At 65.2% G+C, this 18,257-nt stretch carries 16 protein-coding genes; 12 read left to right on the forward strand and 4 right to left on the reverse strand.

Going from position 1 to position 18,257, the window contains the following annotated elements; all coding sequences use genetic code 11:
* The first annotated feature begins 25 nt into the window (after positions 1-25).
* The 5 genes from MKD49_RS14845 to MKD49_RS14865 all read left to right on the forward strand — a co-directional run bounded on the left by MKD49_RS14845 (position 26) and on the right by MKD49_RS14865 (position 5,526).
* Positions 26-1,357 (forward strand): C4-dicarboxylate transporter DctA, encoded by a 1,332-nt coding sequence (locus MKD49_RS14845; protein ID WP_252696668.1) that lies wholly within the window; start codon positions 26-28, stop codon positions 1,355-1,357.
* Positions 1,358-1,463: 106 nt separating this feature from the next.
* On the forward strand, positions 1,464-2,156 hold the full coding sequence (locus tag MKD49_RS14850) for a GntR family transcriptional regulator (protein ID WP_121041059.1): 693 nt from the start codon (positions 1,464-1,466) through the stop codon (positions 2,154-2,156).
* Between the two features lie 297 nt (positions 2,157-2,453).
* Entirely contained in the window at positions 2,454-4,250 is a 1,797-nt protein-coding gene (locus MKD49_RS14855; protein WP_121041061.1) for a methyl-accepting chemotaxis protein, read from the forward strand.
* Between the two features lie 231 nt (positions 4,251-4,481).
* On the forward strand, positions 4,482-5,075 hold the full coding sequence (locus MKD49_RS14860; RefSeq protein ID WP_371925471.1) for a biliverdin-producing heme oxygenase: 594 nt from the start codon (positions 4,482-4,484) through the stop codon (positions 5,073-5,075).
* A gap of 4 nt (positions 5,076-5,079) precedes the next feature.
* Complete coding sequence (locus MKD49_RS14865; protein WP_252696669.1) at positions 5,080-5,526, forward strand: YbaN family protein; 447 nt, start codon at positions 5,080-5,082, stop codon at positions 5,524-5,526.
* A gap of 59 nt (positions 5,527-5,585) precedes the next feature.
* On the opposite strand, the gene mgrA is transcribed toward MKD49_RS14865, so the two are convergent.
* The 4 genes from mgrA to MKD49_RS14885 all read right to left on the reverse strand — a co-directional run bounded on the left by mgrA (position 5,586) and on the right by MKD49_RS14885 (position 10,404).
* Positions 5,586-6,620: an L-glyceraldehyde 3-phosphate reductase gene (gene mgrA / locus MKD49_RS14870; RefSeq protein ID WP_209533971.1), complete on the reverse strand. Its 1,035-nt coding sequence runs from the start codon at positions 6,618-6,620 to the stop codon at positions 5,586-5,588.
* 174 nt (positions 6,621-6,794) lie between these two features.
* On the reverse strand, positions 6,795-8,345 hold the full coding sequence (locus tag MKD49_RS14875; RefSeq protein WP_252696670.1) for an ATP-binding protein: 1,551 nt from the start codon (positions 8,343-8,345) through the stop codon (positions 6,795-6,797).
* On the reverse strand, positions 8,329-9,042 hold the full coding sequence (locus MKD49_RS14880; RefSeq protein ID WP_034331706.1) for a response regulator: 714 nt from the start codon (positions 9,040-9,042) through the stop codon (positions 8,329-8,331). The genes MKD49_RS14875 and MKD49_RS14880 overlap by 17 nt, the downstream gene beginning before the upstream one ends.
* Before the next feature lie 24 nt (positions 9,043-9,066).
* The gene (locus MKD49_RS14885) at positions 9,067-10,404 is read right to left on the reverse strand and encodes an ABC transporter substrate-binding protein (RefSeq protein ID WP_252696671.1); all 1,338 of its coding nucleotides are present in this window, start codon (positions 10,402-10,404) and stop codon (positions 9,067-9,069) included.
* A gap of 414 nt (positions 10,405-10,818) precedes the next feature.
* On the opposite strand from MKD49_RS14885, the gene MKD49_RS14890 reads away from it, so the two are divergent.
* The 7 genes from MKD49_RS14890 to MKD49_RS14920 all read left to right on the forward strand — a co-directional run bounded on the left by MKD49_RS14890 (position 10,819) and on the right by MKD49_RS14920 (position 18,254).
* Positions 10,819-12,126, forward strand: coding sequence for an ABC transporter substrate-binding protein (locus tag MKD49_RS14890; protein ID WP_204726843.1), 1,308 nt, complete (start codon positions 10,819-10,821; stop codon positions 12,124-12,126).
* 88 nt (positions 12,127-12,214) lie between these two features.
* Positions 12,215-13,129, forward strand: a complete 915-nt coding sequence (locus MKD49_RS14895) for a carbohydrate ABC transporter permease (RefSeq protein WP_134134117.1) — start codon at positions 12,215-12,217, stop codon at positions 13,127-13,129.
* A gap of 73 nt (positions 13,130-13,202) precedes the next feature.
* Positions 13,203-14,057 carry a carbohydrate ABC transporter permease gene (locus MKD49_RS14900; RefSeq protein WP_252696760.1) on the forward strand — a complete coding sequence of 285 codons (855 nt, stop codon included), beginning with the start codon at positions 13,203-13,205 and terminating at the stop codon, positions 14,055-14,057.
* 15 nt (positions 14,058-14,072) lie between these two features.
* Entirely contained in the window at positions 14,073-15,206 is a 1,134-nt protein-coding gene (locus MKD49_RS14905; protein ID WP_121041073.1) for an ABC transporter ATP-binding protein, read from the forward strand.
* A 3-nt stretch (positions 15,207-15,209) separates the two neighbouring features.
* Entirely contained in the window at positions 15,210-16,127 is a 918-nt protein-coding gene (locus tag MKD49_RS14910) for a BadF/BadG/BcrA/BcrD ATPase family protein (protein ID WP_252696672.1), read from the forward strand.
* Positions 16,124-17,251 (forward strand): N-acetylglucosamine-6-phosphate deacetylase, encoded by a 1,128-nt coding sequence (gene nagA / locus MKD49_RS14915; protein WP_252696673.1) that lies wholly within the window; start codon positions 16,124-16,126, stop codon positions 17,249-17,251. The genes MKD49_RS14910 and nagA overlap by 4 nt, the downstream gene beginning before the upstream one ends.
* On the forward strand, positions 17,244-18,254 hold the full coding sequence (locus MKD49_RS14920) for an SIS domain-containing protein (RefSeq protein ID WP_252696761.1): 1,011 nt from the start codon (positions 17,244-17,246) through the stop codon (positions 18,252-18,254). Before nagA ends, MKD49_RS14920 begins: the two co-directional genes overlap by 8 nt.
* The last annotated feature ends 3 nt before the right edge of the window (positions 18,255-18,257 follow it).

Consider the following 18,257-nt stretch of genomic DNA (forward strand, 5'->3'; position numbering starts at 1 on the left):
AATAAAACAAGTCAAGGAGACAACGGTGAGCAAAGTATTCAAGTCCCTGTTCGGGCAGGTGGTGCTGGCGCTGGTGGCCGGCATCGTCATCGGCCTGTTGTGGCCGGATTTCGGCCAGAGCCTCAAACCGCTGGGCGACGGCTTCATCAAGCTGATCAAGATGATCATTCCGGTCATCGTCTTCTGCGTGGTGGTGCAAGGCATCTGCGGTGCCAGCGACCTGAAGAAGGTCGGCAGCGTGGGCGTCAAGGCCATCATCTATTTCGAAGTGGTGACCACCATCGCCCTGCTGCTGGGCCTGGTGCTGGCGCTGGTGGTCCACCCCGGCGCGGGCATGAACATCGATCCCAGCAACCTGGATGCCAGCAGCCTGTCGGGCTACATGGCCAATGCCGGCAAGGTCAAGGAGACCGGTTTTGCCGACTTCATCATGAAGCTGATCCCGGCCACCGCCGTGAGCGCCTTCACCTCCGGCGATGTGCTGCAGGTGCTGCTGATCTCGGTGACCTTCGGCTGCGCGCTGCTGCTGATCGGTGACAAGGGCGCACCGGTGGTGGCGCTGGTGTCGTCGCTGTCGGATGCCTTCTTCAAGTGCATGTCCTTCTTCATCCGCCTGGCGCCGCTGGGCGTGCTGGGGGCGATTGCCTTCACGGTCGGCAAGTACGGCATCGGCTCGCTCAAGCAGCTGGCACTGCTGGTGCTGCTGTTCTACGGCGCGGTGATCTTCTTCGTGCTGGTGGTGCTGGGCGGCATCCTGCGCGCCAGCGGGCTGTCCATCTTCAAGCTGATCCGCTACCTGCGCGAAGAGCTGGTGGTGGTGCTGGCCACCACCTCCTCGGACAGCGTGTTGCCGCAGATCATGAGGAAGCTGGAACACATGGGCATCAAGAAGTCCACCGTCGGCCTGGTGATCCCGACCGGCTATTCCTTCAACCTGGATGCCTTCTCGATCTACCTGACCATGGCCGCGCTGTTCATCGCCCAGGCCACCAACACGCACCTGTCCTGGGGTGACCTGGCGGCGATCCTGGCCATTGCCCTGGTGACCTCCAAAGGCGCGCACGGTGTGCCCGGCTCGGCCATCGTGATCCTGGCGGCCACGCTGACCACCATCCCGGCCATTCCGGTCGTGGGCCTGGTGCTGGTGCTGTCCATCGACTGGTTCATCGGCATCGCCCGTGCGCTGGGCAACCTGCTGGGCAATTGCGTGGCCACCGTCGTCATCGCCAGCTGGGAAAAGGATATCGACAAGCAACGTGCCCGCGCCGTGCTCAATGGCGAATACGTGACGCCGCTGGCCGAGGAACTGCCCGTCATCGACCTGCCGGGCGTGGCCGCCAGCCCGGCCCGGGCCTGAGCCCGCCGATGGACGCAGGGGAAGCGGAATTGGCTGTCCATCGTTGCACTGGTTACAATGGAGCGCCGCCGCAGGGCGGCCTTCCCAGCCACTCGTCCCCCCAGCCATGACCGCTTCCGCCCCTGCCCCCGCGCCCGACAGTTCCGACGCCATCGCCAGCGACATCGCGGCCAATATCGCCGCGCAGCGCCTGCCGCCCGGTGCCAAGCTGCCCGAGGAAGCCTTGGCGCGGGTGTACCAGGTCAGCCGCACCAAGATCCGCGCGGCGCTGGTGATGCTGGCCAAGGACAAGCTGGTGGACCTGATCCCCGACAAGGGGGCCTTCGTCAGCAAACCCACGGTGGAGGAGACGCGCAACCTGTTCTTCGTGCGCCGGGCGCTGGAAGCGGCCATGGTGCGCCAGTTCGTGGCCTGCGCCACCGAAGCGGATTACGCCCGGCTGGAAGCGCACCTGGAACAGGAACGCCAGGCCGTCAAGGATGACAACATGCAGGTGCGCTCTTCCCTGCTGAGCGACTTCCACATCCTGCTGGCGCGCATCGTCGGCAACGACGTGCTGACCGACATCCTGGAAAAGCTGGCTGGCCGCAGCGCCCTCATCACCATGCTCTACCAGTCCACGCGCGATGCCGCCTGCTCCAGCGAGGAACATGGCGCCTTCATCGCGGCGGCGCGGGCGGGCGATGTCGAGAAGGCCGTCGAACTGATGGAACACCACCTGCTGCATGTGGAACAGGCACTGGCCTTTGAACCCAAGTCCGGCCCGCGCAAGGATCTGCTGCGCGAACTGTTGTCATGAATTCGTCAGCCAGCGCTGAGCGAGGTTGAAAAACTTAGTAAAAATTCATTTCCATTCATATCAGTCCCCCTGCTGCAAGGGATCGCGGGCGGTCTGACCGTACTCCGACTAAGTTTTCATCACATCGGCCCGGAACCGCCCAAGTCTCGGGCAAGCCCGCATCAGACGGTGAAATCCAGCTGTATTCCACGGTTACCGCCACGGCAGCGGGGTCCACACTCATGCACCGGTCCGGATGCCGTCCGTCAAGATTGAACAGGGCCTGGTTCACCAAAATAATGATTTCAGGGATTCCACATGCTCAACTCCATCAAAGCCCGCATCCTGTTCTATACGATTGCCCTGCTGGTCGCCAGCCTGGCGGTGGTCGGGACGGTGTCCTTCTTCATCATCCAGACGGACAACGACCGCGCCATCGAGCGCAATGCTCAAGCCGTGGCCACCGGTTTCGGTTCCACCATCAATGAATGGGTGGCGGCCCGCACCGCCATGACGGTAGCCGCCGCCGAAGGCGTGCAGGGGGCCGATCCGGTGTTCGTCATCAAGCTGCTGCAGAAGAGCGGCGGCTTCTACGTCACCACCCTCGGCCGCGAAGACAAGACCGCCTTCACCTCGGCTGCCGAAGGCCTGCCGGCCGGCTATGATCCGACCGCCCGCCCCTGGTACAAGCAGGCGGTGGCCGCCGGCAAGCCGGTGCTGACCAAGCCCTACACCGATGTCGCCACCAAGAAGCCGATGGTCTCCTTCACCGCACCGGTGATGCAGAACGGTCAGCGCGTGGGCGTGGTGGCGGCCGCCATGTTCCTTGATGGCGTCTCCGAAGTGGTGCGCGCCATCCACCCGACCCCGGCCAGCTACGCCTTCCTGGTGGACCGTGACGGCCTGATGCTGGCGCACCCGGATGGCCAGTGGGTCAACAAGCCGGCCAAGGAGTGGAATGCCGAGCTGACCCCGGAACGCCTGCAGAGCCTGGCGGCCGATGACAAGGTCAGCGCACTGCCACTGGATGGCGCGGCCAAGCTCATCAAGGGCATCCCCATCAAAGGCACCGAATGGACCCTGATGCTGGCCATGGACAAGGCCGACGTCACCGCCGGCATGCGCAATGCCACGCGCTCGGCGCTGATCGCGCTGGTGCTCGTGGCACTGGTGGCAGCGGGCATCATGAGCGTGATCACCACGGCGGTGTTCCAGCGCCTTTCGCGCGTGCGCCGGGCCATGGACAGCCTGTCTTCCGGCAACGGCGACCTGACCCTGCGCCTGGACGAAGACGGCAAGGATGAACTGACGCAGATCTCGCGCTCCTTCAACCAGTTCGTCAACCAGATCACCGGCATCCTGCAGGACGTGCGCCGCAGCAGCGATACCGTCAAGATTTCTTCCACCGAGATCGCCAGCGGCAACCAGGACCTGTCGGCCCGTACCGAGCAGCAGGCCGGTGCGCTGGAAGAAACCGCCTCGGCCATGGAACAGCTGACCTCGACCGTGCAGCAGAACTCGGAAAGCGCGCGCCGCGCCAACGAACTGGCCGGCAATGCTTCCCGGATCGCTGCACAGGGCGGTGAAGTGGTCGGCAACGTGGTCTCGACCATGGAAGCCATCAATGCCTCCTCGCGCCAGATCGCCGACATCATTACGGTGATCGACGGCATCGCCTTCCAGACCAACATCCTGGCCCTGAACGCCGCCGTCGAAGCGGCCCGCGCCGGTGAGCAGGGACGCGGCTTCGCGGTGGTGGCTTCCGAAGTGCGTTCGCTGGCCCAGCGCAGCGCCCAGGCCGCCAAGGAGATCAAGCAGCTCATCGACAACTCGGTGGCCAAGGTGGCCGATGGCGGCGTGCTGGTGGCCCAGGCCGGGCAGACCATGGAACAGATCGTGGCCAGTATCCGTGACGTCAGCGTGATCGTCAGCGAAATCGCCCATGCCAGCAGCGAACAGAATGGCGGCATCCAGGAAGTGAACCTGGCCATCACGCATATCGACGAAGGCACGCAACAGAATGCAGCGCTGGTCGAACAGGCGGCAGCCGCTGCCAAGTCCTTGCAGGATGAGGCGCACCGGCTGTCGGTGCTGGTGGGCGGCTTCAAGATGTAGCGCCACCTTTGTCATTCTGACGTGCCCGCCTCGTCAGAATGACGAAAGTGCTGACACCCCCACGGCCGGCCCCGCGCGCAAGCGGGTCCGGCCGTTTGCGTTAAAATGGCCGACGCAGTCAGCCTCTTCCGTCCTCCCGCAGGCCGGGTCTGCCAGCCGCGCCGCCCAGGGCCATCGACATGATGGGCCCGCCGGATCTCCCGGGCGGCAACATGATGACCCGTCCCGACCATGATGAATCCTCTCTCTACCGCTCCCGCCCTGCTCTCGGCCCGTCTCAAGCATGAAACGGCCACGCTGCACGAGCAGATGCACGCCCTGATGGAACAGGCGCAACCCTTCGCCAGCCGCGCACAGTACGTGCGCTTCGTGGCAGCGCAGTATCACTTCCAGCGCGATGTCGAACATCTCTTCGACGATCCGGCCATCCACGCCGCCGTGCCTGACCTGCAGGTGCGCGGCCGCGAAGCCGCTGCACTGGCCGACCTGGCCGATCTGCAGGCCGCGCCGGGTGAGGCCGTCATCGCCACCGGCAACGTGGCCATGCCTGAAGCCCTGGGCTGGCTCTACGTCTCCGAAGGTTCGACGCTGGGCGCGGCCTTCCTGCTCAAGGAGGTCAAGGACAAGCTGGGCCTGAGCGAAAGCTTTGGCGCGCGCAACCTGGCGGCCTACCCGGAAGGACGGGCGGTGGTCTGGCGCCGCTTCGTCAGTTTCCTCGATGCGCCGGGTCTCTCGGCGCAGGAACAGGATGCGGTGGTGGCCGGTGCCGCTGCGGCCTTCGAACGTTTTGGCGTGCTGTTGAAACGGCACTTCGCGCTGGACTGAGGCCATGGCGGACAGTCCGTCCCAACCGCCCCTGCCGCTGCCGTCCAGCCAGCTGGCCCCGCGCCGCACGCGCTGGCTGTGGCTGCTGCTGGCCTATGCCAGCCTCGGTATCGGCATCGTGGCCATCTTCATTCCCGGCCTGCCGACCACCGAATTCGTGCTGCTCTCCGCCTGGGCCGCCAGCAAGGGTTCACCGCGCCTGCAGCGCTGGCTGGAACAGCATCGCCTGTTCGGCCCGATGATCCACAACTGGCGCCACGGCCGCGTGGTGGCGCGGCGCGCCAAGATCAGCGCTTCCCTCATGATGAGCCTGTGCCTGGTCATCATGCTCTTCACCGTCAAGCGTCATTGGGTGATCGTGCTGGCCACGCTGGGCATGGCCCTGGGTGCGGCCTGGATGTGGTCGCGCCCGGAACGCGCGGAAGACGCCGAGCCCGGCGAGCGCTCATGAAAAAAGCCTGTCCCGCGCAAACGGGACAGGCTCTTCGTTGATGCACGTGCCAATCGGCGTCAGGTGATCGACGACGACACCTTCCACAGATCCACATCGCCATCGGTGGCGTGCTTGTCGATGCTGGCCAGTTCCTCCTGCGTGAAGTCCAGCTTCTTGACCGCATCCAGCGAATCGTCGAGCTGCTCGACGGTGCGCGCACCGATCAGTGCCGAGGTCACGCGCGCATCGCGCAGCACCCAGGCGATGGCCATCTGCGCCAGGGTCTGGCCGCGCTTGGCGGCGATGTCGTTCAGGGCACGGATGCGCGCCAGGTTGTCCTCCGACAGCATGCGCTGCGGCAGCGACGGCGCACGCGTCACGCGGGCGCCTTCCGGCACGCCGCCCAGGTACTTGCTGGTCAGCAGGCCTTGCGCCAGCGGCGAGAAGCCGATGCAGCCCACGCCCAGTTCTTCCAGCGCCGGCAGCAGGCCGCTTTCAATCGTGCGGTTGAGCATGGAATAGTTGGGCTGGTGGATCAGCAGCGGCACGCCTTCGCTCTTGAGAATGGCCGCTGCCTTGCGGGTCAGCTCGGGCGAATAGGACGAGATGCCGACGTAGAGCGCCTTGCCCTGGCGATGCAGCTGCGCCAGCGCGCCCATGGTCTCTTCCAGCGGCGTGTCGGCATCGACGCGGTGCGAATAGAAGATGTCGACGTAGTCCAGGCCCATGCGCTTCAAGCTCTGTTCGCAGCTGGCGATGAGGTGCTTGCGCGCACCGCTGGGACCGCCGTAAGGGCCGGGCCACATCTGCCAGCCGGCCTTGCTGGAGATGACCAGCTCATCACGGTAGGGCAGGAAATCCTTGGCCATCCAGCGGCCGAAGTTTTCCTCGGCGGAACCGGCCGGGGGACCGTAGTTGTTGGCCAGGTCGAAGTGGGTGACGCCACGGTCGAAGGCGCGGCGCAGCACGGCGCGGCCGGTTTCGAAGTTGTCGACGCCACCGAAGTTCTGCCACAGGCCCAGCGAGACGGCGGGCAGCAACAGGCCGCTGCGGCCGGTACGGCGGTAGGGCATGCGGCCATCGTAGCGGGAGGATTCGGCGATATAGCTCATGGGTCTCCTTGGAGAAATGTTCTGCGGGAAGAATCGAGGGGGAACTGCCTGAACTGCCACTTCCTGGGTGGTGTGCTGAAGTCTACGCTTCTCTCACTTATTCATTAAATGCAAAATTTTGATGCGATTGATCTGTCTGACAGATGAATCGCCAGGCCCGTTCCCGACGGATCGTCAGCGCGCCGGCAGGATGATGGTGGCGATCAGGCCGCCCTCCGGATGGTTGCGCAAGAGCAGTTCGCCGCCATGGGCCTGCACGATGTTGCGCGAGATGCCCAGACCCAGGCCCATGCCGCCGCTGTTCTGTGCGCGTCCGTGTTCCAGCCGCACGTAGGGCTGGAAAAGCGTACCCATGGCATCTTCCGGCACGCCGGGGCCGTGGTCGCGGATCTCGATTTCCACCAGGTCGCCACCGACACCGGCCGAGGGCCGAATGCTGATCTCGACCTTCTGGCCGTAATACAGGGCATTGTCGAACAGGTTGCCGATGGCGCGCTTCAGGGCCAGCGGCTTGGCCATGACGTTGATGCCGGAGGGCGTGAAGGCGATCTCGTGGCCGGCCAGGCGGGCATCGCGGATCATGCGCAGCACCAGCGCATCGAGGCGCACCTCGGTGCGGTTCTCGTGGATGTCGCTGTCCTTCACCGATTGCAGCGCGCCCTTGACCATCATGTCCAGCTCATCGAGATCATCATGGAAATCGGTGCGCATGGCGTCGTCATCCATCAGTTCGGTGCGCAGCTTGAGGCGTGTGATGGGCGTGCGCAGGTCATGCGAGATGGAGACGAACAGGCGCTCACGATCTTCCAGATAGCGCTTGATGCGCTCGCGCATGCCGGAGAAAGCGCGCGCAGTCTTGACGTATTCGCGGCTGCCGGTCTCGGGCAGGCTGGGTACGGTCTCGCCCTTGCCGAACGCTTCGGCGGCATCGGCCAGCGCGGCCAGCGGACGGGTGGTCCAGCGCACCACGAGGATGGTCAGCAGCAGGATCGCGGCCAGTGACAGACCCTGCAGCACCAGGCGGTCCAGCCACAGCGGATTGTCACTGTCGAGGAAATACGGGTTGGGCATGAGCGCGGCCAGGTAAATCCAGCGGCCGCTTTCCACCTCCATCTGGATCACCAGCACCGGGGCCGAGTTGGGCTTGGTCAGCAGGATGTGCTGCACCCAGTTGTCGGGCAGGTCGTTGACGGTGAGGCCATCGCTGGCTACCGGCAGGCCATCCGGCCAGGCGAAGGCCAGCCGCGCTTCCGGCAGGAAGGGCAGGTCTTCGCGCAGGGTCTGGGCGGCGACATCGATGGCCAGCTTGGCCAGGCGGCTGTCGCCGATCGATTTGACCGGTACCGCGCTGCTGTTGGCATTGATGAAGAAGCGCGTGCCACCCATCTCGCGCAGCTGCTGGATCATCAGCGGACGGTAGTTGGGTGGCAATGTCATGAAGTAGCGGATCGCCGAAGCGGCGCTATGGGCCAGGTGCTGGGCGGCGGTGCGGGTCTCGGCCTCGGACTTGCTGCGCAGCTGCACGGCCCAGATCAGGCCACCGGCCACCTGAGTGACCAGCACACCAAAGATCATCACCACCGACAGGCGGCCCAGCAGGGAATCCGGCAGCATCCAGTCCAGCAGCGCAGCCAGCCGGCGGCGCAGGCTGGGGGGACGCGCGGCGGCAGCGGGGACAGCCAGCGCTGCCGTCTCCGCCGCCAGGCTCTCAGGCGGCTGCGGCACTGACGTCGGCCGAGAAGACATAGCCGGCACCGCGCACGGTCTTGATCAGGTGCGGCTGGCGGCCGCCATCGTTGAGGCGCAGGCGCAGCTTGCTGATCTGCACGTCCAGCGAGCGGTCCAGCGGGCCGGCATCGCGTCCGCGGGTTTCTTCACAGAGCACATTGCGATCGAGCACGTCGCCCGGATGTTCGACGAAATACTTCAGCAATTGGTAATCCATGCCGGTCAGCGGCACGACTTCGCCGGCGCTGTCGGTGAGGGTGCGTTCCACCGTATCGAGCGAGAAGCCGGCGAAGCGGTAGTAGCGCGGCGCCGCACTGTTGTCGATGCCGATGCGGCGGTGGATGGCCTTGATGCGCGCCAGCAGTTCGCGCGGGCTGTAGGGCTTGGCGATGTAGTCGTCCGCACCCAGCTCCAGCCCGACCACGCGGTCGGTCTCGTCGGAGCTGGCGGTGAGCATGATGACCGGCACGTTGGATTTGCGGCGCACCGCCTTGCACAGGGCAAAGCCGTCGGTGTCCGGCAGCATCACGTCCAGGATCACCAGCGAGAGCTCATCGGCAAAGCGCTGGAACTCGGTCAGGAAGGCCGCGCCATCATGGGCCAGGCGCACTTCGTACTGGTTCTTTTCCAGGTAGGCCTTCAACAGGGTGCGGGTCTTCTGGTCATCGTCGACGATCAATATCTTGCGCGTCATGTTGCTGCTCCATCTCCGAAATTCTTAATCGTTACGATTGCGGGCGAGTGTACGCGCAATCGCTGCCAGCCGTTTCTGGGTCTGTTCTTCGCTCAGGTTGCGGTCGAGGAAGAAGCGCTGCACCTCGGCCACGATGGCATCCTTGGTCGTATCGTCGGTGGCCATGCGGTGCACCAGGCTGGGCGCCTGCCAGGCCGGCCCCTTGCTGAAGGCGCGCCAGGAGTCGCGCGCACAGCGGTCCATGTGCGGATCGGCCGCGCGCAGCACGGGAATCGAACCCTTGATCCTATTGTATTCGGACTGCACGGCCGGCGACATGGTCAGCCGCGCCAGCGTTTCCTGCATCGGCTGGTGCGCATAGTTGCCGGCGAACATGGCCAGGGTGTCGGTACTGTAGAGGTGAAAGTCGCCCGTGCCCGGCGCCGGTGCACAGCCGAACTGCTGGTCCACTTCCATGCCCCAGGCATTGAGCTCGCCCTTGGCCCAGTCACCCATGATGAGCATGGCGGCCTCGCCGCTGACCATGCTGCGCGCCACTTCCGTCCAGGGCCGCTCGCGCACCGGCTGCGGCATGGCGGAGGCCAGGCTGCGCAGGCGCTTGAGGATATGCAGCATGCGCGCATCGAGATAGGCGGCCGGGCTCATCTCCACGAACAGGCGGCGGTAATAGGCGGGGCCGCTCTCGGCCAGCGCGATGTTCTCGAACAGCGTGGCCAGTTGCCAGGCCTCGGCACTCTGCGCCAGCGGCACGATGCCGGTGCCCTGCAGCTTCTTGACGATCTGGTCGAAGTCGTCCCAGGTCTTGGGCGGCGCGAGGTTGTAGCGCTTGAAGATGGCCGTGTTGTAGAACAGCGAGTTGATGCGGTGGATGCCCAGCGGCGCGGCCACCACGTGGCCGTGGTTGTTGAGCAGGGACCAGACGGTAGGGAACATCTGCTTTTCCCAGTTGCCCTGCACGGCCACATTGTCCAGCTCGAGCAAGAGGCCGAGGTCGGCCCACTCGCCGAAGACCACGCCATTCAACTGCGTCACTTCCGGGGCACGATTGGCCAGCACCATGCTCTTCAATACCTTGGCGGCGCCCATGCCGGCGCCGCCGGGGATGGCGACGTCGCGCCACTGGATATCCTGTTTGGCCAGTTGATTGACCACCACGTTGATGGCCTGGCGCTCGCTGGCCGAGGTCCACCAGTGCAGCACCTGCAGGGCATTACCGGTAGCCGGGGACGGCCCCGCTGCAGGCACCTGCGCCTGGGCGGGCAAGACAGCCAGCCCCAGCGCCAGCGCGAGCAGGCACAGCACGGCCAGCCCGAAGCGGGCCGGGCCGACGCGTGCATTCGCGGGCCGTTTCGTTTTTATCATGGGGGGTGCTGTCTCCAAACCGGAAGAGACTATAGCCGGGTGACTGCCATTGTGCAATTTGTGCAGCAGTGCGCCGCCACCGCACGCATCTTGAAAACGATGAACTCGGTTTAGCTCTTGTTAATAAATGTAAGACTGGTTCTGCTTATCTTATCCACAGGCGCGATCAGATGCTGCGCCACCTTGCCCCCTTGCCGCCTCGGTGAACCCGCCCGCGCCATGCTGCAGGGCCTGTAAGGATATGTAATGCGCAAGGTGCGGCGAATCGACTTAATTTCTTTTTGAATCAAACACTTGCGGCACTCTCCGGCCAGCCGCTGCCCAGGCTCGCATCACATGCGGGCCGCTGCTACTGTCACGGCGTTTCGTGGCGCAGGGCTGCTGCGATCCCCACAAAAACCAAGGAGACCCAAGATGCAGACCGAACAAAAGGCTGGTCGTTTTTCCCTCATCCCTTCCCTCCCGGCATTGCCGCGCCGTCGCCTGCTGGCCGCCTGTGCCCTGGCCTTCGGCCTGACAGGGCTGGCCGCCGCGCCCAGCCAGGCAGGCACGCTGACCATCGAAAGCTGGCGCGTGGATGACCTGCCGCTGTGGCAGGAGGTGCTGATCCCGGCCTTCCAGCGCAGCAATCCGGGCATTACCGTGAAGTTCTCGCCGACCGCCCCGACCGAATACGATTCCAGCCTGGCCGCCCGCATGGCCGGTGGCACCGCCGGTGACCTGGTGGCCTGCCGCCCCTTCGACGTCTCGCTCTCGCTGTACAACAAGGGCCATCTGGAAAAGCTGGATGGCAAGCCCGGCATGGAATTCTTCGCGCCTGCGGCCAAGGCCGCCTGGCAGACCGATGACGGCAAGGACACCTTCTGCATGCCGATGGCCTCGGTGATCCACGGCTTCTTCTACAACACCAAGATTTTCAAGGAACTGAACCTGGAGCCGCCCAAGACGGAGGCAGAATTCTTCAAGCTGCTCGATACCGTCAAGGCCAACGGCAAGTACGCGCCCCTGGCGATGGGCACTTCCGAACAGTGGGAATCGCACCAGGTGCTCTTCACCAGCATCGGCCCCAATTACTGGAAGGGTGAAGAAGGCCGCAAGGCGCTCATCGCCGGCAAAGCCAAGTTCACCGATCCGCAATTCGTGGCCGCCTGGGAATACGAAGCCAAGCTCGGCAAGTACCTGCCCAAGGGCGCGTCGGCCCAGACCTACAGCGACAGCCAGAACATGTTCGCCCTCGGCAAGGGCGCGGTCTATCCGGCCGGTTCCTGGGACATCGCTTACTTCAACGGCAAGATGGACTTTGCCGCCTTCCCGCCGCCGGTCCCCAAGAACGGCGATGCCTGCTACATCTCGGACCACAACGACATCGGCATGGGCATCAACAAGAAGTCCAAGAACAAGGATGACGCCTACAAGTTCCTGGCCTGGCTGGGCTCGCAGGAGTTTGCCGATCTCTACACCAACAAGGTCACCGGTTTCTTCTCGCTGTCGAACCACCTGATCTCGGTGAAGGACCCGATTGCCAAGCAGATGATGGGCTGGCGCAAGAACTGCGCTTCCACCATCCGCGTCAATTCGCAGATCCTCAACCGTGGCACGCCCAGCATGGAAAACGAGATGTGGAACGTCAATGCCCAGGTGCTCAACGGCAAGATGAGTCCGCAGGATGCGGCGGCCAAGATCCAGGCCGGCTTTGCCAAATGGTACAAGCCGCAACAATGACCTGACGGTCCGGCCAAGCAAGGCACCAACCCGGAGCGAAGGACCCGCCAAGAGGTCCGCTCCCTCCCCTTCAGGAAGAGAGACATCCGTGAAAACCATCCGCGCCTGGCAACTGGCGGTGCTGCTTGCACCCGCCGTGCTGATCTACGCGCTCTTCAGCGCCCTGCCCCTGCTCGATACCCTGCGCCTCGGTTTCTACACCGCCAATGATGCCGGCGTGCGCAGCTTCGTGGGCCTCGACAACTACCGCACCATCCTGTTCGATCCCGACTGGTCGGCCGCTTTCTGGAATGCGATGTGGAACAACGTCAAGTTCTTCTGCATCCACATGGCCCTGCAAAATCCCATCGGCCTGTTGCTGGCCTCGCTGTTCAGCCTCAAGGGACTGCGCGGTGCGCGCACCTACCGCACGCTGATCTTCCTGCCCACGCTGCTGTCGGTGGTGATCATCGGCTTCATCTGGCAACTGATCCTCTCGCCGCTGTGGGGCGTGGGCGAGAAACTGCTGGGCCTGGTCGGCCTGGCCGACTGGTTCGCGCCCTGGCTGGGGCAGGAATCCACGGCACTGCTGACGCTGTCGCTGATCTCGGTGTGGCAGTACGTGGGCATTCCCATGATGCTGATCTACGCCGCCCTGCTGGCAGTGCCCGAAGAAGTGCTGGAAGCGGCGCACGCCGAGGGGGCCAGCGGGCTGCGCATCTTCTGGCAGATCAAGCTGCCGCTGATCTACCCGACCCTGGGGCTGGTGACCATCCTCACCTTCGTGGCCAACTTCAATGCCTTCGACCTGATCTATTCGGTCAAGGGCGCGCTGGCCGGCCCCAACTACGCCTCCGACCTGCTGGGCACCTACTTCTATCGCACCTTCTTCGGCTACCAGGCGCAGATCGGCAGCCCGACCATGGGCGCGGCCGTGGCGACCCTGATGTTCCTGGTGATCCTGGCGGGCGTGGGGGCCTATTTCGTGATGGTGCAGCGTCGATTGACGCGCTATGCCCTGTGACGGCAAGGAGAACGGCATGCAGCTTTCCTCCTCCGTCGGCACTTCTTCCACTTCTGCAACTATCCCGACCACCATGCGCAAACCCTCGCTGATCCAACGCAGCTTCGGCCCCGCCGGCCATCTCTGGGTGCATGCGGTGCTGTGCCTGTATGCGGTGATTGCGCTGTTTCCGATTGCGCTCATCCTCATCAATTCGGTCAAGACCCGCAATGCCATCTTCGAAGGTCCGATGGCCCTGCCCACTGCCGAGACGCTGACCTTCGCCGGTTTCCAGAAGGTGCTGGCAGGGACCCACTTCCTGCTCTACTTCGGCAACAGCATGGCCGTGACACTGGCCGCCCTGCTGCTGATCGTACTCTTCGGCGCGATGGCGGCCTGGGCGCTGACCGAGTACCGTTTCTTCGGCAACCGCGCGCTGAACTTCTTCATCGCCATCGGCATCATGATCCCGATCCGGCTGGGCACGGTCTCGATCCTGCAGCTGGTGGTGGCGCTGTACCTCATCAATACGCGCACTGCACTGGTGCTGGTCTACACGGCGCAAGGGCTGCCGCTGGCGGTGATGATCCTCTCCGAATTCATGCGCCAGATTCCGGACGAGTTGAAGGACGCGGCGCGCTGCGATGGCGTGGGCGAACTGAGCATCTTCTTCCGCGTGATCCTGCCGCTGCTACGCCCGGCCATTGCCACCGTCGCCGTGTTCACCATGATCCCGGCCTGGAACGACCTGTGGTTCCCGCTCATCCTCGCGCCCGGCGAAGACACCCGCACCGTCACGCTGGGCGTGCAGCAGTTCATCGGGCAATACGCCACCGACTGGAATTCGGTGCTGGCGGCGCTGTCGATGGCGGTCATCCCGGTGCTGATCCTGTACATGGCCTTTTCGCGTCAGCTCATCCGTGGCCTCACCTCAGGCGCGGTCAAATAATTCAAAGGAGACTTCATGGCACACGTCAACATCAAGCAATTGCGCAAGACTTACGATGGCCGCGCCGATGTGCTGGCCGGGCTCAACCTGGATATCCGCGATGGCGAATTCTGCGTACTGGTCGGGCCTTCCGGCTGCGGCAAGTCGACCCTGCTGCGCATGCTGTGCGGGCTGGAAGAGATCAGCGGCGGCGAACTGGCCATCGGCGGCGAGGTGGTCAACCACCTGCCGCCGGCCGAACGCGGCATCGCCATGGTGTTCCAGAGCTATGCGCTGTATCCGCACATGAACGTGTACAAGAACATGGCCTTCGGTCTCAAGGTCGCCGGCAGCAGCAAGAGCGACATCGATGCCCGCATCCGGCATGCGGCCTCCATCCTCAAGATCGATCACCTGCTGCAGCGCCTGCCGCGCGAACTCTCGGGCGGCCAGCGCCAGCGCGTGGCCATCGGCCGCGCCATCGTGCGCCAGCCGCGCCTGTTCCTCTTCGACGAACCGCTGTCCAATCTCGATGCGGCGCTGCGCGTGCAGACCCGGCTGGAGATCGCCAAGCTGCACCGGCAACTGGCGGCCACCATCGTCTACGTGACGCACGACCAGGTCGAGGCCATGACCCTGGGCGACAAGATCGTGGTCATGCACGAGGGCCGCATCCAGCAGGCCGGTACGCCCCTGGAGCTGTACCAGCAGCCGCAGAACCTGTTCGTGGCCGGTTTCATCGGTTCACCGAAAATGAATTTCTTCCCCGGCGTGGTCACGCGCTGCGACGACAGCGGCGTGCAGGTCGAAATCGCCGGCGGACTGCGGCTGCTGGCTGATGTCGATCCGCAGGGTGTCGCGCCGGGTGCAGCCGTCACGCTGGGGCTGCGCGCCGAACAGATCCGCGAAGGGCTGGGCGATGGCCAGCCGCTGCGCGGCGTGGTCAACCTGGTGGAACACCTGGGCGAAGCCAACTTCCTCTACGTGACGCTGGAAGGCGGCCACGACATCGTGGTGCGCGGCGATGGCAATCGCAGCGTGCACATCGGCGAGCTGATCGCGCTGTCGGTACAAAGCCACGCCTTCCATCTCTTCGATGCACAAGGGCAGGCGCTGCGGCGGCGCAACCCCGGCAACCTGCAGGCAGCGCGTCGCCTCGCTGAGGACTGACACATGAACGCTATCGCCTATCTGCTGGGCATCGATGGCGGCGGCACCAAGACCCTGGTGCGGCTGGCCTCGCCGCAAGGGCAGGTGCTGGCGCAGGCCAGCGGCCCGGGTTCGGCCTTGCGCATCGGCGCCGCGCAGGCGTGGCGCGTCATCGGCCAGGCCATCGAGGATGCCTTTGCCAGCGCCGGACTCCAGCGTCCAGCGGATCAAGCGCTGGCGGTCGGCATCGGCATCGCAGGCGAGAACGTGGCGCAGTGGGCGGCCGACTTTCGGGCAGAGGCGCCGGCCTTCGGCGTGCTGGAGATCGTCAATGATGGCGTGGCCACCTTGCTGGGTGCGCATGGCGGCGCGCCCGGTGCCATCATCGCGGTCGGTACCGGCACCATCGGCCTGTCGCTGGACCTGGATGGCAGCCGCCGCGTGGTCGATGGCTGGGGCTTTCCCAGCGGCGACGATGGCAGTGGCGGCTGGATGGGCTTGCGCGCCCTGCACCATGCCCAGCTGGCACTGGATGGCCGCAGCCATCGCGGGCCGCTGGCCGACGCCGTGCTGGACCTGTGCCGCAAGGAACTGCCTGCCAACACGGCACGCGATGAACGCGTCACCTTGCTGGACTGGCTGGCACAAGCGGACCAGGCCGCCTTCGCCCGTGCAGCGCGGCCGGTGGTGGCGCATGCCCATGACGATGTGGCCGCACGCAGCATCCTGCAGGCGGCGGCCGCCGAGATCAGCCGCATGATCGATACCCTCGACCCCGCACAATGCCTGCCGCTGGCGCTGTGCGGCGGACTGGCCGCAGCCTTGCAGCCCTACCTGGAACGCCGCCAGCAGGCCCGCATCGTCCCGCCGCAAGCCGATGCGGTGGACGGTGCCCTGCTGCTGGTGCGGCGCGCCCTGCAACCCAAGGAGACCCCGGCATGAACGCACTGACCCAATTGCACGGCAACGTGCTCACGCCCCACGGCTGGACCCATGGCAGCATGGTCTTCGACCAGCGCATCCGCTCCATCGACGGCCGCCCGTTGCGGCAGCAGCCGCGCGTCATCGACGAAGGCGACTACATCCTGCCCGGCTTCATCGACCTGCACGTGCATGGCGGCGGCGGGCGCGACGTGATGGAAGGCGGCGACGCGGTGCAGGTGCTCTCGCGCCTGCATGCACGCCACGGCACCACCAGTCTGCTGGCCACCACCATGACCGCGCCGCTGGAGGAACTGGAAGTGGCGTTGAAGGCCATCCGCAGCTCCACCGACGCGCGCTTGCCCGGCCATGCGCGCGTGTTGGGCGTGCATCTGGAAGGGCCCTACATCAACCCCGGCAAGCTGGGCGCGCAGCCCGACTTCGCCATCGCGGCGTCGCTTGAGCAGGTGGATTATCTGGACGGGCTGGCCCCGATCAAGCTCATCACCATCGCCCCGGAAGTGGACGGCCACCTGAAGCTGGTCTGCAAGCTGGCCCATCGCGGCATGAAAGTACAGATCGGCCATACGGCCGGCAGCTATGACGATGGGGTGGCCGCGCTGGCCCATGGAGCCTCGGGTTTCACGCACCTGTTCAATGCCATGAGCGGTTTCCATCATCGCGCGCCCGGCATGGTCGGTGCGGCGCTGGCCCATGCGCAGTATGCCGAACTGATTCCGGACCTCCTGCACGTGCATCCCGGTGCCATCCGCGCGGCGCTGCGCTCCATCCCGCGCCTGTTCTGCGTGACCGACTCGACGGCGGCGGCGGGCATGCCCGATGGCGACTATGCGCTGGGCCGGCAGGTGGTACACAAGTGCGCGGGCGGCGTGCGGCTGGACGACGGTACTTTGGCCGGCAGCGTGCTGACCATGGACCAGGCGCTGCGCAACCTCATTGCGCTGGGCATGGACGTGGCCGAAGCCTCGCTGCGCACCTCGACCTATGCTGCGGATTACCTGGGCCTGGCCGACCGTGGCCGCCTGGCCACCGGCCACTACGCCGACGTGGTGGTGCTGGACCGGCAATTTGCCCTCAAGGCTGTCTATGTGGAAGGAGAAGAGATTGACCTCGCTGATGCTTAAGGAAGCCCGCTCTGCGGCCGATTACGTGGCCGTGCAGCTGACCCGCGACCAGGACCGCTATGCCGCACTGGGCGCGCAACTGCGCGCGGCGCCACCGGCGTCCATCGTCACGGTGGCGCGCGGCAGCTCCGACCATGCGGCCGCCTATTGTGCCTATCTCATCATGGCGCGCCTGGGCCGCATCGTGGCGTCGCTGCCGATGTCGCTGGTGACGCTGAACCGGGCCCCGCTGCAGGTGCGCGATGCGCTGGCCATCGCCATCTCGCAATCCGGGCAGAGTCCGGATGTGGTGGAGCCGATCCGCTATTTCCAGGCGCAGGGAGCGAGTACGGTGGCGCTGGTCAACCAGGCCGATTCGCCACTGGCGGCTGCAGCGCAGTGGAGCCTGCCGCTGCATGCGGGCGTGGAAGCCAGCGTGGCCGCTACCAAGAGTTTCATCGCCAGTCTGGTGGCGGGGGCCTCGCTGACGGCGCATTGGCAGGATGATGCCGCCTTGCTGGATGCCCTGGCGCAGTTGCCCCAGGCGCTGCGCGCGGCGTGTGAATGCGACTGGTCAGCGGCGGTGGAGGCTTTGGTCCCGGCCAACCGCCTCATGATCGTGGGGCGCGGTATCGGCTTCCCGCTGGCGCTGGAGGCGGCGCTCAAGTGCAAGGAGACCTGCGCCATCCAGGCCGAGGCTTTCAGCGGCGCGGAAATCAAGCACGGGCCGATGGCCCTGATCGAAGACGGCTATCCGCTGCTGATGTTTGCCACACGCGGCCCCTCGCAGGCCGGCATGCTGGCGCTGGCCGCCGAGATGCGCGCACGCGGGGCCAGGGTCCTGCTGGCGGCGCCCGAGGATGTGATCGAGCGCGACCTCACCTTGCCCGTGGCTGCCACGCCGGACCTCGATCCCATCGTGGCGATCCAGGCCTTCTATGTGATGGCGGCGCAATTGTCCGCCGCACGCGGGATGGATGCCGACCGGCCACGGCATCTCAACAAAGTCACAAAAACGAACTAACCA

It is taken from the genome of Herbaspirillum sp. WGmk3 (assembly GCF_023952535.1).
GTDB classification, from domain to species: domain Bacteria; phylum Pseudomonadota; class Gammaproteobacteria; order Burkholderiales; family Burkholderiaceae_D; genus Herbaspirillum; species Herbaspirillum huttiense.

Coding starts and splice junctions, on each gene's coding strand:
- MKD49_RS14850 (WP_121041059.1), top strand. CDS start 1,464: ATGACCGCTTCCGCCCCTGCCCCCGCGCCCGACAGTTCCGACGCCATC.
- MKD49_RS14855 (WP_121041061.1), top strand. CDS start 2,454: ATGCTCAACTCCATCAAAGCCCGCATCCTGTTCTATACGATTGCCCTG.
- MKD49_RS14860 (WP_371925471.1), top strand. CDS start 4,482: ATGATGAATCCTCTCTCTACCGCTCCCGCCCTGCTCTCGGCCCGTCTC.
- MKD49_RS14865 (WP_252696669.1), top strand. CDS start 5,080: ATGGCGGACAGTCCGTCCCAACCGCCCCTGCCGCTGCCGTCCAGCCAG.
- mgrA (WP_209533971.1), bottom strand. CDS start 6,620: ATGAGCTATATCGCCGAATCCTCCCGCTACGATGGCCGCATGCCCTAC.
- MKD49_RS14880 (WP_034331706.1), bottom strand. CDS start 9,042: ATGACGCGCAAGATATTGATCGTCGACGATGACCAGAAGACCCGCACC.
- MKD49_RS14885 (WP_252696671.1), bottom strand. CDS start 10,404: ATGATAAAAACGAAACGGCCCGCGAATGCACGCGTCGGCCCGGCCCGC.
- MKD49_RS14890 (WP_204726843.1), top strand. CDS start 10,819: ATGCAGACCGAACAAAAGGCTGGTCGTTTTTCCCTCATCCCTTCCCTC.
- MKD49_RS14900 (WP_252696760.1), top strand. CDS start 13,203: ATGCGCAAACCCTCGCTGATCCAACGCAGCTTCGGCCCCGCCGGCCAT.
- MKD49_RS14905 (WP_121041073.1), top strand. CDS start 14,073: ATGGCACACGTCAACATCAAGCAATTGCGCAAGACTTACGATGGCCGC.
- MKD49_RS14910 (WP_252696672.1), top strand. CDS start 15,210: ATGAACGCTATCGCCTATCTGCTGGGCATCGATGGCGGCGGCACCAAG.
- nagA (WP_252696673.1), top strand. CDS start 16,124: ATGAACGCACTGACCCAATTGCACGGCAACGTGCTCACGCCCCACGGC.
- MKD49_RS14920 (WP_252696761.1), top strand. CDS start 17,244: ATGCTTAAGGAAGCCCGCTCTGCGGCCGATTACGTGGCCGTGCAGCTG.